Source organism: Xanthomonas sp. NCPPB 2933 (assembly GCF_056725225.1).
This window is the reverse complement of record NZ_CM161518.1, coordinates 2703786-2719526: the sequence shown is the minus strand read 5'-3', so window position 1 is coordinate 2719526 and position 15741 is coordinate 2703786. Positions and strand designations below refer to the sequence as shown.

The 15741-nt window shown below is 58.9% G+C and carries 12 protein-coding genes and 1 pseudogene; 6 read left to right on the top strand and 7 right to left on the bottom strand.

Annotation, left to right across the window (positions count from 1 at the left end):
• Positions 1-103: 103 nt before the first annotated feature.
• The 3 genes from AC1PLU_RS11210 to AC1PLU_RS11200 form a co-directional block, all read right to left on the bottom strand.
• Positions 104-988, bottom strand: coding sequence for an efflux RND transporter periplasmic adaptor subunit (locus tag AC1PLU_RS11210; RefSeq protein ID WP_481106257.1), 885 nt, complete (start codon positions 986-988; stop codon positions 104-106).
• Positions 989-1652: 664 nt separating this feature from the next.
• Entirely contained in the window at positions 1653-3581 is a 1929-nt protein-coding gene (locus AC1PLU_RS11205; RefSeq protein ID WP_481106256.1) for an FTR1 family protein, read from the bottom strand.
• A gap of 191 nt (positions 3582-3772) precedes the next feature.
• A complete protein-coding gene (locus tag AC1PLU_RS11200) occupies positions 3773-4063 on the bottom strand; it encodes a MerR family DNA-binding protein (protein WP_481108512.1) in 291 nt (96 codons plus the stop codon).
• A gap of 358 nt (positions 4064-4421) precedes the next feature.
• Here AC1PLU_RS11200 and AC1PLU_RS11195 point away from each other — a divergent pair.
• A pseudogene (locus tag AC1PLU_RS11195) lies at positions 4422-5882 on the top strand (M13 family metallopeptidase); the annotation flags it as partial.
• A 175-nt stretch (positions 5883-6057) separates the two neighbouring features.
• Here AC1PLU_RS11195 and AC1PLU_RS11190 read toward each other — a convergent pair.
• The 3 genes from AC1PLU_RS11190 to AC1PLU_RS11180 form a co-directional block, all read right to left on the bottom strand.
• Complete coding sequence (locus AC1PLU_RS11190) at positions 6058-6498, bottom strand: hypothetical protein (RefSeq protein ID WP_481093244.1); 441 nt, start codon at positions 6496-6498, stop codon at positions 6058-6060.
• Between the two features lie 859 nt (positions 6499-7357).
• On the bottom strand, positions 7358-8602 hold the full coding sequence (locus AC1PLU_RS11185; protein ID WP_481106255.1) for a DUF418 domain-containing protein: 1245 nt from the start codon (positions 8600-8602) through the stop codon (positions 7358-7360).
• Positions 8603-8628: 26 nt separating this feature from the next.
• Positions 8629-9186, bottom strand: a complete 558-nt coding sequence (locus AC1PLU_RS11180; RefSeq protein WP_228315743.1) for a TetR/AcrR family transcriptional regulator — start codon at positions 9184-9186, stop codon at positions 8629-8631.
• A 537-nt stretch (positions 9187-9723) separates the two neighbouring features.
• Here AC1PLU_RS11180 and AC1PLU_RS11175 point away from each other — a divergent pair.
• The 5 genes from AC1PLU_RS11175 to AC1PLU_RS11155 all read left to right on the top strand — a co-directional run bounded on the left by AC1PLU_RS11175 (position 9724) and on the right by AC1PLU_RS11155 (position 14340).
• Positions 9724-9921: an SEC-C metal-binding domain-containing protein gene (locus AC1PLU_RS11175; protein ID WP_481093245.1), complete on the top strand. Its 198-nt coding sequence runs from the start codon at positions 9724-9726 to the stop codon at positions 9919-9921.
• A 163-nt stretch (positions 9922-10084) separates the two neighbouring features.
• Positions 10085-10642, top strand: a complete 558-nt coding sequence (locus AC1PLU_RS11170) for a hypothetical protein (protein ID WP_481106254.1) — start codon at positions 10085-10087, stop codon at positions 10640-10642.
• Positions 10602-11075, top strand: a complete 474-nt coding sequence (locus AC1PLU_RS11165) for a hypothetical protein (RefSeq protein WP_481106253.1) — start codon at positions 10602-10604, stop codon at positions 11073-11075. Before AC1PLU_RS11170 ends, AC1PLU_RS11165 begins: the two co-directional genes overlap by 41 nt.
• A gap of 587 nt (positions 11076-11662) precedes the next feature.
• Positions 11663-13492 carry a transposase gene (locus AC1PLU_RS11160; protein WP_481106252.1) on the top strand — a complete coding sequence of 610 codons (1830 nt, stop codon included), beginning with the start codon at positions 11663-11665 and terminating at the stop codon, positions 13490-13492.
• On the top strand, positions 13489-14340 hold the full coding sequence (locus AC1PLU_RS11155) for a TniB family NTP-binding protein (protein WP_080639747.1): 852 nt from the start codon (positions 13489-13491) through the stop codon (positions 14338-14340). Before AC1PLU_RS11160 ends, AC1PLU_RS11155 begins: the two co-directional genes overlap by 4 nt.
• A gap of 1024 nt (positions 14341-15364) precedes the next feature.
• Here AC1PLU_RS11155 and AC1PLU_RS11150 read toward each other — a convergent pair.
• Complete coding sequence (locus tag AC1PLU_RS11150) at positions 15365-15733, bottom strand: helix-turn-helix domain-containing protein (RefSeq protein ID WP_236613610.1); 369 nt, start codon at positions 15731-15733, stop codon at positions 15365-15367.
• Positions 15734-15741: the final 8 nt, after the last annotated feature.

The window sequence follows — 15741 nt, the reverse complement described above, 5'->3', positions numbered from 1 at the left end:
GCTTATTTCCCCTGTGTGCGGCGCCATCGGTGCCCGTCAAGGCACGCGAAATGAATGTTCGGATAGTGGTATTACGCGCAGTTGGACACTTGCGCATGACGCCTTACGGCGTCTGGAATTGAGCCTTGCACTTCACGCCCGACGGAAGGTCGAGCGCGCTGTTGGGCAGATCGAGGAGAACCACGAAGGTGCCGCTTGCGGGATCGATCACACGATCGATGTTGGCGACCTTGGCGGGATAGGGACGGTTGGGCTGCACTTCGGATGTGACACGCACCGCAGCACCGATTTTGGGTTCCCCAAAGGCACGCATCGGCATGACGACGCGCACCCGCAAAGGATTGAGCCGGGCGACCTTGAGGATGGCGTGCTTGCTGGCGCCGGGACTGGCGACCTCTCCCGGCCAGATCATTTGGTCCACCACGACGCCATCGAAAGGGCTGCGGACGGTGCGCAAAGCAAGTTGCGCGCTCTGCTGGCCGAACTCTAGACGCGCAACCTCGCGATTCTCCTTGGCCGTCTGCAACTCCGCCTTTGCAGTACGCAACTCAGCTTCTGCATCGTCGCGATCCTGCGGTGACATCAGCTTTTCCGCCGCCATGTCGCGTCGACGGCTGTACTTGCGATCAGCAAACTCAATCTTGTATTCGGCCAGCCGGCTGGGGCCCGTCAGTTGCGATTTGTACTTTGCAAGATCGGCTGCGGCTTGCTCGGCGCGCGACTCGAGAATAGCCAACACCTGATTGCGCTTGACCCGGTCGCCTCGCTGCACAAGCACCTTGTCGACCATGCCACTGACGGGCGTGCCGAGCTCGATCGTCTGTGCGGGTTCGATCAGGCAGTCATACGATGCCTGGCGGGGTGGGGCGGCGGCTTGCACCGTCAAAGCACAGCCCAGGCAGGCGAAGAACGCCAGCCGCCTTGTTGAACCCAGCCGGTCCCCAAAGTACGCCATCCGCGCACCTTCCTTGCGAGCAATCACGTCCATGCCTCTCTGGCCGTCGCGGAGCCGCAGGTTGCGTCCCCCCTGTCACGACGACCGAAACTAAATTTATCCGAGCTGAACCGGACTCGCAAGCAAATATTCAAAGAGCTCAATCTTTTTTCGCACGACAAAAAAGACCAAAGCTTTTACAAACAGCAGGTTATATCGCCAACTTGATGTTGGTGCGAGCACCACACCATCTCCCCTAGGTAGCACTTCAGTTTGGACTCGCAGCTACCGAGATCGATGTTGGTCAGCTGCTGAGCACAAGCTGGCGGAGTCACGCTGCCGGGCTGGGAACCAGTGCCTTCAAAACCCTCCAATTAGATAAGCTCCTGACACATCAGTTAATCCTATTAACGTGACGCGTTAAATAATAAAAATATGCTTGCGTAGTGCGGCTTTTGTTCCAAACCTCAGGAGGGAGCGTTTTGTCGATTGGCACCGCGACTGCCTTGGGATGCAGTGCGGGGCGCCGCGCCCACCCCACGCTGACGCTTGCAGCAAGGTCACGAAGAGCATCAATGCCAGCGCGGGATTGATGGCACACCCTCTCACTGCGCGGTGCCTGGTACGGCAAGCGCGGCGAGGAATTCCAGCACGATCGCCGCGAAATAGACCGCGATCTGGTGCCGTTCCAGCGCAGCGCGGACAGAATCCAACGCGCTCACGGCTTTACCTGGGAGCGCTGAAGCGAACGCGCCGACCAGGCGAACCCGATCAGCAATAGCAAGGCGATACCGATCTGTGCGGCCACGCCCTGCAGTGTGGGATAAATTCCCAGCAACTCCACCCGCAAGCCGCCCTCGAACCAGGTGATGGGCAGATAACCGGCTTCCTGCAGCGCCGAAACGGCTTTGCCCGTCAGTACGACCGCCAGCACGGCGATTAACCACGCGCTGTATCGGAAGAACTGGCCGATCGGCAGGCGGCGGCTGTAGCGCATCATCATCCAGCCCAGGGCAACGAGCACCAGCGCAGCCGTTGAACCGCCGGCGACCACGCTGGCCTGGCTACCCTGGTTCCAGATGGCGGCGAAGAACAGGATGGTCTCGAACACCTCGCGATACACCACGAGGAAGACCAGTCCCAGCAGGAAAATGCCCGATTTCTTGCTCAGGGCGTGGCCCAGCTTCTCCCGCACATAACCTTGCCAGGCATCGGCGTGGCTCTTGCCATGCATCCAGATACCGACCCACACCAGTACGATCGCCGCGAGCAGGGAGCTGAATCCTTCCGTCAGCTCGCGACTGGCGCCACTGATGGTGATGACCCAGGTCGCCAGGCCCCAGGTAACCACGCCGGCCATCAAGGCAGCGAGCCACCCCGCATGAACCCAGGGCAGCATCTCGGTGCGCTCGGCCTTGCGCAGCAGCGCAATCATCGCCACCACGATCAACAATGCTTCCAGGCCTTCGCGTACCAAGATGGTAAAGGCAGCGACGAAACTCGATACCGATGAGGTCTGCTGCTGCGACAGGACGGCTTCGGCTTCGTTGAATAGCCCGTCAAGTGCATCGACTTGTACCTGCAGCGCATCTGCACCGACGTTGCCTGCGATGCCCGTGCGCACGCGCGCCATCGCGGCCTCGATCTTCACAATCAATGGGTTATCGCGAGCGGCGAGCAGCGGCTCAACGGGCTCGAAGCCATCCAGATACGCCGCCAAGGCCAGGTCCTTGGCCTGCTTGGCGTCTCCGGACCGATATGCTGCCATGGATTCCTTCAGCAGCGCCCGTGCGGTTCCCAGCGAGGTATCTGGGGCCGGCGCGTGTACCGCCTCTGGATGCCGGCGCAGATAGGCGACCAATGCCTGCGCATTGTCCTGACCCAGTTCCTGAGCCAGCGTTGCCGGCGTTGTGCCGATGTACCGTTCCAGGTCCATGCGGGCCCGCAGCGCGCTGTCGCCCTCCAGCAGTTCGCGACCGGCCTGGACACGCGAATCCGGGTAAGCAATCGCCCCGACATAGGTGGCCAGCGCCCACCGGTCCTCGTTTGGCAAGCTGGCGTAGCTGACCATGGAGCTGCCTTCCAGCCCTTGGTCGATTACCTGGTACAGCGCGAAGACACTGCGCTCGTTGGCACGCAATGGGTCGGTGAAGTCGATCGGCGGCGGATCCAGGCTGGCGCTGGCCGGACCATCGCCTGCACCGGATGCGCCGTGACAGTTGGCGCACAGTTGCGCATAGAGGACTTTGCCCCGTTCGTAGTGAGGGCGCGCGGTCGGCATCAACGGGATCGGATAGTCCTGGACCAGCAAAGCTGCGAGCGAGCGGGCTTGGCTCGCGATCTGCTCGGCGGGCGCCTTGCCTTGGATTGAGCGCTGGAGGGCCGCAGCGCGATCCTTCAGTTGCTGCAACCCTGCCGTCGCCGGCAGAACCTGGACCGAGGCGGCGGCCGTGGCGGAGAACTCCACCATCTCGTCGTACTCCATCTGGTTGACGATCGCGCCATTGGCGACAGCCTCGCGATAGTCCACGGCGATGTAGTCCAGCAGACGCCATGTGGTGGCGACCGATCGCTCGGAGGCGACCGCGACGGCGGGAATCAAAGCGACGCAAACCAGCAGCGGCGCCAGAAGACGTCGAAGGAGCATGAAGGTCTCGGATGGGAATTGTTCTCATCCAGTCTACGGGAACGGTTTCCCTATTACAGCAGCGCCTTCCTGCGCCGGCTCGCTACGCTCAGCGCTCTTCCTTGCCGTGGAACTGCAGCAGCCTCTGGATGACGTCGTCTTTGGCACGCGCGGCAGCTCGGCGAGCTCGCCGATGATGACGCAGTCGGCACCTACGCTACGCTGCCGGCGCAACTCTGATCGCAGCTATCCACAAATGCTGCGATGCTCCGCTCCGATTCCTGGAGTTCGGACGACTTGCTGCGCACTTGCTGGAGCTGTTCGTAGGCCAGGTTACGGGCTTCCAGGCAGGGCAGATCCCAGGACTCCGTCAACACGACCATCTGCCGGACCTTCTCGATCGGAAAGCCGACGTCCCGGCATCGGCGGATGAAGGTCAGCCGACGTACGTCGGTATCGTCATAGACGCGCTGGGCGCATGGCGACCGCGGCGGTACCGGCAGCCGCCGGTGCGCTCGCCGCTGGTGGCTCCAACATCGCAGCCGATTCCGTGTGCGGAGCTTGGCATGCCGTCAGCATCACGCTCAGGGCAATTACGGACCAGCAACGCTTGCCGTCGATCGCGCGGTGGAAAAGGGTAGGTACCTTCAATTCCTGCATCTGTCTGTTTCCTGTTCGGCGCACTCTAGTTTCATTCACTTAAGTATTTGCTTTTAATAGATAGTTGCGACGCATGACGCATACTTCAATGCGACGATCCTCGTACACATCTTGGTAAGGATTTCCACGCTGACCCACCCCCGGAAAACAAGCGCAACGTAAGGTAGAGACTTCGCCGGTGACCCACCCCCGGAAAAAAGGCGCCAAGCCTACCTGGCCTATATCGTCAAGTCCTTCGAGCTCACAGGTGTTTCCGCTGATATCGCCAAGGCACAGGCGAAAGACGTGCTGGCACTTGAAACACGCTTGGCAGCCGCATCGCTCGCCCCGGCCGACCAGCGTGACCCCAAGAGTCGGTATCATTTTGTCAGCTTGGTCGAGGCAGACAAGGCAACGCCGCACTTTTCTTGGACCAAATTCTTCCATGCCCAAGCAGTGAACGCCGGCGCCGGCTTCTCTTTGTCGCAGCCGCGCTTTTTCGCCGCATTTGACCATGAACTGGCCAATGCACCCTCCGCCCAGTGGCGGGCGTATCTGAGCTTTCATACCATCGACAACGCAGCCAACCAGCTCAGCAAGGCGTTTGTCGACAACAACTTCGCGTTCTATGGAAAGGTCCTCTCCGGTCAGCCGCAACAGGAGCCGCGATGGAAGAACGTGCTAAGTGTCGTCAACGACGCCATGGGGGAGGGCCTCGGTCAACTCTACGTCGCAAAGGTGTTTACGACGGAAGCCAAGCAACGTGCAACTGAACTGGTTGACAACATCCGTGTCGCGCTCAAGGCGCGTATCGAACGCGTCGAATGGATGAGTGCGCAGACCAAGGCAAAGGCACTGGAAAAATGGGGGACATTCCTGCCCCGAGTTGGCTACCCGGATACATGGCGCGACTGGTCGGGGCTTGAGATCACGCCGGGCGCTTACTACAAGAATGTGCAAGCGGCGACCAAATTCAACTATCGATACAACATCACGCAGGTTGGCAAGCCCACCGATCGTACGCGGTGGGTCACCACGCCGCAAACGGTCAATGCCTTCTATTCTGCAAGCGATAACTCGATTAACTTTCCGGCCGCCGTACTGCAGCCGCCATTTTTCGATGCCAATGCGGACGATGCGCTGAACTACGGTGCAATCGGTTCGCTCATGGGGCATGAAGCCACCCATGGCTTCGATGATGAAGGCAGTCAGTTCGATGGTGCGGGCAACAATGTCAATTGGTGGAGGCCTGTAGACCGCGCTGCGTTTGAACGACGCGCTGATGGCTTAGTGAAACAATTTGATGCGTACTTCCCGTTGCCAAGCCACCCCGAGCTGCATGTCAACGGCAAACTGACCCTGGGCGAAAACATAGCCGACCTGGGAGGACTCAATGTCGCCTAAGACGCATTGCAGGCCGATCTGCACGCGCATCCAGAGCGCATGGTAAAGATGGATGGGTACAGTCCAAGTCAGCGTTTCTTCATGGCCTTCGCGCGCAATTGGCGCTGGCTGACACGAGAGCAAGCACAACTGGTTCAACTAGCTGCCGACCCACATGCACCACCCAAGGTGCGGGCCATCGCTGCTCCATCCAATATGCCGCAATTCGCTGCCGCTTTTTCATGTAAGCCGGGCGACCCGATGGTTCGCGCCGATAAGGACCGCGTAGTGATCTGGTAACCGCAGGGATTGCATTTCAGCGTGCTGGCATCGGAACAGACTCCTGCACCGGCCGGCTCGGTCATTTCGAAGGCTCAGCGTGCGCCGGGCACATTCCCAGAGTCCGCCGTCTATCAGGGTCAGACGTATACCAGGCCGACAACGTTAGAGATGTGATTTCGCTAGCGATCTCGGCTCAGCACGGTTCTCTTAGTTGCGTCCAGCCATTTGATACACGTTGTAGTCTGCGTCCGTCTATGCAACGTTGCCCTTGCTTCAGTGGCGAGGGAACATAAGGCTCTACCTTCGGCTCTTCTTGCCATAGCTGCCTGCGCAAGGTAGCGATTTCTTTTGCGTTCTCTGCGTCCAACTGAGCAAGTTGACGATCAAATCGTCGCTGTTCCGCTGTTGTCATTGGGCGCAGTAGTTCAGTTGTCATGGCTGCTGCTTGTCTGCGAGCATTCCATTCAATCAAACCAACAGCCACAATAATTAGTACAACAAGGCACACTGCAGCCTTGATCCAGAAATCTGAGATGTCAGCTGTGTGGCGTGTCGGCCCACGGTAGGTGCGAGGGCGAAATTCCACCTCTTCCAGACCTGCATTTTTTCCTAATGTCGGCTCTTGGCGTTCCATGCATCCCCCTTAGTAGTCGGGCGCATTGTATCGCCGGGGGTGTAGGGGCATAGCCTCAACGGATAACGCCTTATCCCGCTATCGTTCCGAAGTGGCGGTCGCGCCATTCGCCAAGATCCACGATAACGACCTTGACCATTGGTTGCTGCACCGCTTTGTGCTTTGAGTTCCGTCGACGGGCGGAATCCCGGATGTCGCTCGCATTTGCATGCCAAAGCAATCCGCGCAGCCGGCGTTCTGGGATCCGTTCGCCACTGGGTGCAACGAGGTCGCGTCCAGCCAAGCGCCAGCCAGCCCACGGTCCAGTGAGTTTCACGTGGTTAGTGACGACTCGCCGATGCAGATCTGCCGCGCAGCTATTCGGGCATTGCTCGCCAACAGGCCAGCACGGCGGCCGAAGGTCGAGATTGTAAGTGTCAGTCATGCTGCGATTTCCGTTTCGCTAGGGGAACGGTTGGGCAGGCAAGATTTAATCCTGTCTGACGACCTGAAATCGCCCAACGCTCAACGAAGAACCAGCAATCACCCCACAAGTTCAGTTAGTGGCGGCCTAGTGCACCACCGGAAGGCGCACATCTTCAAACATAGCCCTTAGTGCTCAAAAAAAGCATGTAGAGCTTCTGGATTAGGGATGTTTATCGGGGGGGGGAAGGGGGCCTCGACCCAGATCGGACGCTGTGTTGTGCCGTGGTTTCGTTGACCCTAGCTACGGTGTCCGGGGCCATCCATCCACCGCTGGCGCAGGTCTGTCGCACAGGATGAGATCGTGGCTACCGAAACTTGCCGTCGCACCCTCGCCACTCGAGCGTACCCATGTCCAAACGCGCGTCGCTAATGCCGCGACGCGGCATCACCCACGCTACCGGCTTCGGGCCTGTTCAGCCTCCGCCCCGGCCGCTGCGAGCGCCGGTGGGCGCTGGCGAATGCCGCCGTAGCTCAATCGCCGCCACAGCCACTCCACCGGGCCGATGCTGAAACGCGCCAACCACCAGCGGCTGCTGATCACCTGCATAGCGAACAGCAGCACGCCCAGCGCCAGCGCCAGGTCGAGCGGCATCCGCCCGTACTGGCCCAGACCGAAGCCGTAGAAGATCCATGTGCAGACCAGCGACTGCAGCAGGTATTGGGTCAGCGCCATGCGACCGAGCGGCGCGAACACACCCAGCCACACGCGCCAGCGCGATCGCTGCAGCAGCAACAGGATGCCGGCCGCGTAGCCCAGGGTCAGCGCGAACTTGGCGAAGAAGAAGGTCGCCTTAATCAAGACCCGCAGCGGCTGCAGCGCAAGCTGATTCACCCAGGCATGCAGCGCCTCCTGCGGCACCGCGTTGGCCACCAGCCCGAAGCTGAAGCAAAGCACGAAGACCTGCCGCAGCCGGCGCCGATGCGCGTCCGGCGCCGAAAGCCATCCGCCCTTCCAGGCCGCAACGCCGACGATGAAGAACGGCGCCAGGATGACGAAGCGATTGGCGATACGCATCGGGCCGATCACATGCAGCGTTTCCCACCATCGGTATTGCAGGGCATCGAGCCACCCACCTTGCCCGTAGTGCTGGAGACCAAGGGTGTAGGTTTGCGCCGGCGGCAGATCCGTTGCAAGCGCCTGCATCGGACCGGCAATCACCGCCGAGACGATCAGCACCACCGGGATCGCCCACAACACCCGGCACGCCGACAGCCGCAGGAAGGGCAGAACCATCAAGCTGATCAGTGCGTAGTCGAGCAGGATGTCGACGTTCCACAACAAGAACGTGTGCACGCTGCCCAGCAGGGCGAGCACCGCGCTGCGACGCAGCGCAAACGGCCAGCGCGACTGACCCTTGTCGGACGCACGATCGGCCTGGATGGCGAGGCCAGCACCGAACAGGATCGACAGCAGCGCCGCCGCCTTGTTCTCCAACAGCACCCTAACGAGGTCGCCGGCCAAGCCACCGAAGTCTCCCAGCGGATAGGCGACCCCGGCTTCCCGCGCCAAATCGGCACCGCAGAAGTAACCGATATTGACCAGCAGCACGCCGAACAAGGCCAGACCGCGCAGCACATCCAATTGCAACAACCGTTCGCCGCGAGCGACCGGGTCTTGCGACACAACTTCCGTAGACATAAGTACTCTCTCAGTAAGACACTGACTCAGTTCGCCGGCGCGATGCCGAGCACCCGCGCCGCCATGTTTTTTGCCCGCGTGGCGGGGGTCGGGTTTCCTTCGCGAACCGCGGTGACCACGGCCCCGTCGAACAGCAGCATGAGATCGCCGGCCGCGCTTTCGTCCAGCCCGGCCGCTCGCAACAAACGGGCGAAGTAGGCCTCGAAGCGGTGCTTGTGCGCAGCCGCAGCCCGATGCAGTGCGTGGCTGGGCAGCGGCGTCTCGGCGATGGTGTTGAGGAAGGCGCAACCGCGGTAGTCGGGGCTGGCCAGGCGCATCGCCAAGGCGTCGAACACTGCCAGCGGCCGCAGATTTGCATCGGGCGCCAAGCGCTCGACCTCCTGCTCGAACCAGGCGCAGAGTCGTTCGTCGCGCCGCTCCAGCACTGCCAACGCCAGACCTTCCTTCGACCGAAAGTGCCGATAGAAGCTCATGCGGGCGACTTCCGCGGTGCTGATGATGGCGTCCACGCCGACCGCCTGAATCCCCTGCCGATAGAACAGATTGGTGGCGACATCCAGGATGCGCTCGCGAACCTTGCTCATGATCACTCCGGCGGTGGATTGCCGGCGGATGATATAGACCGGTCGGTATCATTTCAAGTCGAGCGCAGGCCCACGACATCGCCGGGAGCAGGCGCGTCATCGCGTTTGGCTTGGCTGGCCCGGCGCTTGAACTCAGGCGTGTTCGGTGCTGGCGACAAAGGTCCAGGCCTTGCCGTGGATCGTGCTGATCCTAGCCATCACGGAGTACGCGGGGCGGGGCCAAACGTTCGATCGATGTGCTACTCCCCCTGAAGTTCCCTCTTTCGGGCGAGGTCTCGCAGCACTTTCTGAACTTATTCTTCTGGCCGGAAGCGGACCTTTGCCCAACGGCTAGAGTAGGGGAACTGCTATCCAATTTTAGGATTAGGACGATTTATCGGGGGTAGGGGAGGGCCGTTCCGGAACCGGTGCGCAGGCAGTAAAGTGGTGGTGAGGCCAAATCCCAGTGTTTGCTGCTACCTCAGCACTAGCATTGAAAGAAGTGAATGAGAGGCTGAAGTAGGCCGCCCTAAAGGAAAAACGGAGAAAAAGCCACATATGGGCGGAACCAAGCCAAGCAGGAATGAACTCTGTCCGTGTGGAAGCGGCAAGAAGTTCAAGCGCTGCCATGGCGGCCCCAATGTCAACTACGAAGAGATGATCTCGCGAGGCGCCGAGGATGCCCAGCGCAAGGCTGAAATCCATTGGATACAGCAGCAGCGACAACAAGGCCTAGGTCGCCCGATCATCTCATGACTTCCTTTATAGCTACATTCTCGATGTTCTGGGGCGCGACTGGTTCGAAGCGCAGACGCAGCTGGAACAGAACGAACTTCATCCTGTCATTCAGTGGCATGAAAGCTTCCTGCTGGCGTCCAAAGCCGCCAATCTGGCGGCAGGCGAGACACGCCAGACGCTGATGACCGGCGCGATCAGCGCATTTATGACGCTGGCGTATGACCTCTACACCCTGGAACACAACAATGATCAAACGCGCACCCCTCAGCTGCGGAAATCACTGATTGGTCGTTTGAAGTGCCAAGATCAGTTCATTGGCGTGCGCTATGAAATCCGTGTTGCGGCCATGCTGTTGAGAGCTGGGTTCGAGCTGGAATGGGAAGATGAAACCGATCGCCGAACCAGGCATGTGGAATACACCGCCACCTATCCGCGCACCGGCAAAGCCTTTGGCGTCGAGTGCAAGATCCGAAACCAGCATGCTGCGAAGCAGGCGAACCAGCATCTTGGGAGGTTTGCTGGGCTGGTGAGTGATGCGCTGAAGAAGGCAACGCCACATGACCGTTTGATCTTCGTCGATCTGAACACGCAGGCTTATCCCTACGTTCCGGGCGGACCACATGACTGGCGAACGATCGGCATCAACACGCTTCGAAAGTTCGAGGCACAACCCAAGGCAGCGACGCCGCCCCCCCGCCGTGGTGTTCATCACCAACTATCCCGACCATCACCACCTTGACACTCAGGTTCCCGATGCTGGAGCCACCGTTGAGGGCTTCAAGATCGATGACTATCGGACCGGTCAGTTCCTGACGCTGCCGCAGAAGATTGAGATGCGCGTACGTAATCCTGAGGTCGAGGCACTCGTGGCATCCATCCAGGAACATATCGACCTGCCTTCCACATTTGAAGGGGAAATTCCTGGGCTGCCATCAAACCGCTTGCTTATTGGGCACCGATATCAGATGGACGATGGTGTGGTGGGCACGTTGGAAGACGCCTGCGTGATGAACGACAACGGCGAGGTTGCGCTGATTATTGATCGGGACGAAGGCGGGCGAGCGGTCTACACCAACCAGCTCTCGCCTGAGGAATTTGCTGCTTGGAAGCGCTATCCAGAGACCTTCTTCGGGCAGATCCGCCAGGGACCGGGTCCGACTCGGGCTGTTTAGGAGGTAACTCATCCTAAAAAAACAGACATTGGGCAGGTGTGGATCTCGTTAGTTCGTGTCTCCATGCAATCGATTGATATTTAAGTAATTACCTGCAGACCCCCTGCCTCGACGCCGCATAAGTTGCGATCAAGGACATGATCCAACTAAAAATCGGCTCCAGAGACACGATTCAGCGAAAAGACCACTCGGGTAAGAGGAGTCGCCAATGACCGCTGAGGTTATCTGCCAGCGCTTCTTAACGGCTGTCTAGAAGTAACAGGCACAGCTGCTTCGCGCTTATAGTCTAAAAACTATAAAACGCCTTTCTTATCAATGATTTGCGTTTGCGCAACGAGTCTTCGCGTGCTACTTCTGCCATGCCGCATGCTGCGGCCACTATCGATCGGCGGAGACGCGAACTATGACCTGACGCAATTGGATGCCTGTGGCTAGAACGACGAAAGGCCAGGGTGGCAGCCCTAGCCTTTCTGAACAACCGGATGATCCGCCGATTGGGGCTAGCCTTTCACGCTTCTCTTCCTATGTCAATAGGATGGGCGGGCATCTATTGCTCCCGGTCTGAGGACCCAGCGATGAGCGTAAACATGAGAACTGCGCGCCCGGCCCGCGACCTAGTCATCAAGCCCGGCGAGCTGGTGATGTGCGGAGGAAAGCTTTCAAAAATCGTGAGCTGCGTAGCGCCGGACAAGATCCACGTGAAGACCGAAGGCAGTGCTGAGTTTCGATGGGTAGGGGTCGGTGAGCTTGCCACTTACGAGCATCTCAAGCGCAAAACAGAAATCAGACATGTTTCGCAGAGCGATCCAGTCCAAGAAGCGGCTGCGCGCAATTGGGCCCGAGCACTAGGGCAGGCCATCAAAAAACAAGGCACTAGACTTTCCACGGAGACTTGTAAACAGCTTGCTACCCAGTTTGGGGTCTCGACAAAAACGGTGCGGCGCAGGTGGCGGTTGCATTGCGACAACCCATTGCCAGTATCCCAGTTGCCAAGCATGCCGGGACCGGCACCTGAGGCACGGCTTCTGTCACCACTCGTCGAGAGCCTGATCGCCAAAGCAATCGATGAGGTGTACTTGGTGCGGGAAGGTAGCACGGTCTCTGCCGTGGTCCGCAGGTGTGCCCAGCTGGCAAGGGAAGCTAATACGCCGGCACCGAGCTACGCTGCTGTTAATGCACGAATCAAATCACGCGATCCACTGCAGGTAGCGGTCAAGCGAAAAGGATCGCATGAAGCATATGCCATTCAAGCCCCATCCATTCGCGGCTTAGACACCAGCTATCCGCTTGAAGTTGTGCAGATCGATCACGCGCTTGTGGATTTGATGGTGGTGAGTCCATTGACCAGGCAGGTCATCGGCCGCCCTTGGATTACGCTGGCAATCGACGTTTTCACACGTTGTGTTGTCGGCTACTACATGAGCTTCGATCCGCCTGATCAGACATCGGTCGCTCTCACTCTAGAGCATAGCTGCCTGCCCAAAGAGAAGTGGCTTCACTCAGTAGGATTGTCGGGAAAACTGTCTTACCCGATGTTCGGCAAGATGTCCCGGATCGCTTGGGACAATGCGAAGACATTCAAGACAAAGTCGCTGCTTGCACAATGCGAACGGTACGGGATCGAGGTCCGACCTCGGCCAGTTCGTCGTCCTCACTATGGTGCGTACATCGAACGCTACATCGGGACTATGATGGGGGCTGTCCACCTACTGCCAGGCACGACGTTTTCAAATTCAAAGCAAAGAGGCGACTACCCGTCAGAGAAAAAAGCCGTTCTCACAGTCACCGAACTTGAGCAGTGGCTTGCAGCGGAGATCGCCGGCGTCTATCACAACAAGCCTCATTCGGGGTTAGGCGGACAAACGCCGGCCCAAGTGTGGGAACACGCTTGGACCAGCAAGCAGGGCGTGGCACGGTTCCCACCGATCGTTGGCAATCCTCGTGACTTCACTCTTGGATTTCTACCGGCAGCGGGTAGAAAGATTGGGCGCACAGGTATCCAGCTGCATTCTCTACATTACTGGGATCCGGCTCTTACGCCTTTCATCAACGATGGCATCGAGCACAGAGTCCACTTCAGCCAACGCGATCTCAGTAAGGTGTATCTGTACGTCGGCGGTGACTTCATAGATGTGCCGCTATTGGATCGCTCACGGGAGCCATTCTCCTTTTGGGAGCTTCGGGACATCCGAACGCACCTCAAAGATCAGGGGAGAAAGGCTTCGTCGGAAAGTGAACTTTTCGACGCCTTGGAACTTCAGCGCAGTATTCTAATCGGCGCTGCAAGCAGCTCGAAGAAGGCGCGCCGCAAAGTTGCCAAGCTACCTGAGCCCCGCGAGCGGCAGCCACAGGACGATACGGTGGACTACGCAACTCCGGTGGCAGCGATCCCGGCAAGTCTGGGAGAAGTGGAATGACTAACGCCTCAAGTTCTGCCATTGCCGTTCCGTACTTGGAAGGAGATCTTCCATTTGTTCTCAGCTCTACCAGCGTGCGCATTCTCAAGATCCTCAGCCAGCTGCGCGCGGGGGAGTACAAGCGTAGCCGTCCGGTGTGCCTTCACATCGCTGCAGCCGCCGGCAGCGGCAAGAGCAGACTGCTGAATCACTACATGTCACAGGTATCGGCATTGCGGGAGACGAGTGGATCGAGATACCGCGAAGCGATATTGATTGAGGCACCCTACGACGGAAACTGCCTAAAGATGTGCAGATCCATCATCAATGCATGTTTGCCGGGATATCCCTTTCGAAAAACCCAGAACATTCACGAGCAGGTTGCTGATTTATTGCTGGCCTCGGGGGTAAAGCAACTTCTGATCGACGAGGCTGGCCACATTCTCAATGCAGGAAAAGCAGGTCAGCAATACACGCTGGCGTTGATCAAATCGATATGCAATTTGGGCATCACCATTTGTATCGCGACTACCAAGAACATGGTCAATGTGTTGGCCGCCGACGAGCAGCTGGCGTCACGTTTCAAGAGGGTCGAGCTACCTGTGTGGAGTGAGTCGATGCAGTTCCGCCAGTTTCTTGCTGGAATCGAAGCTCAGCTGCACTTGCCAAGCCCCTCGCACCTGGACAGCAAAATCATCATCCGATGGCTCACTACGCACGATTGCTGCGTGACCTTCAGACTTTTGGAAGTGCTGATGGGTGCAGCCCGGCTGGCGCATAACCGTGGGCAAGAACGAATCACGATCGAGCTGCTCGATGAGTGCTGGAAAGCTGGGTTGGGCGAAGAGGGGAAGGGCCATGAAGATTGAAGACATGCCTGACGCCGCTGTCCCTTTTCCAGATGAGAGCATCTTTTCATGGCTGGATGCCACAAGAGTCAAGCTTGGCCTGGCGTCGATCGAGTGGAGGCAGTGGTGCGGATTTTCCGAGCGCGAGCCGGAACGTCGGATAGATGGCAGCCCATGGGGCCAGCTCCCCCCAGGACTTGGCCAGATACGTCGGATACCAGCTGCTTGGCGCATCGCAGGCGAATGGAGGCAGATAGCATGCGCTCATTGCTCATCACTCGACGGCAAGGAGGTCAGGTATCCGGTGCTTGTTGACTGGCTCGACGCACGAACGATCGCCTGCAGCGAACATCGCGTGCTGCTGTGCAGTTTTCCGGCAGAGGATCCAGTGCCAGTCAATGTCACCGAGGAGATCCAAGGCCTATATGAGTGGCTCCAACAGTGGCGACAGGGAAGCATCGGAGTACAAGAGGCGCGGCTCCGCCGGGATTTGGTGTTGGCAGCTGGCCGCAATTGGAGCCCGGAAGTAGCAAGCATTGCCAGTGCTGAGCTGGCCTGGGCGATTGAGGGGACGGGTTGGCGATTGCCCAAAGCGCAGAGCCGTTATCGCCCACGGGGGCCATCCAGGATTGGCGCGTTAAACCCCATGGACAGAGCGGCGGCTTTGCTGGGTGCGTACCGGGCCTGGAGAGCCCTCACTGACCGTTCTTCAGAGTCGCTTCCTCATTGGCCTACTGCAGCTTGGGAATGGCTCGAGCGCCGTCTGCGCCCAGCTGCAGGGCCAGAAATTGGAGCGATGCTAGGAGGCATTGTCGTAGCGAGCCGGAACTGGCGCCGGTAATGCCAACCGCCCTGGGCTGCGTTGCATAAGCGCAGCCTGAAGCTCGCTTTGTGCATGGACGTCAATGACAAGCAGCAGTGAAAGCAACGTATCGGAACTGCTCATTTGGACTGCGTTAGCGTTAACCCGTGTTTTCGATGTGACTAAGGCTAACGCTCGCAGCTCAGATGACAGGAGCGCTTGCCGTCTCCGGGTAGTAGCGCTTCATGCTTTGGGGTTCATCTGATCGAGCCATTGAGCGAGTGAGGCTTCAGAGACACCATCCTCTGTGACTCTTTTCAAGGTACTTGCCAACTTGGATTGCTGATCAGTAGATAGCGCACTGAATGCCAAAATCGCATCGGCCATGGCCGAGGTGCTGGCCAATAAATAAGCAGGGGGGACTTCCAGTATTTCCGCGAGTCGCTCGAGGTTATCGAATCCGACTGCAGTGACCTGCCGCTCATACCTGTTGATCCGAGACGAGCCTTTGTCTTTACCGAGCCCCATTCGATCCCCCAAAGCACGCTGGCTCAGCCCACGCATCTCTCGAGCTTGGGTGAGGCGAGCCGCGAAGATCGCGCGGGTGGACAACGGTTCTT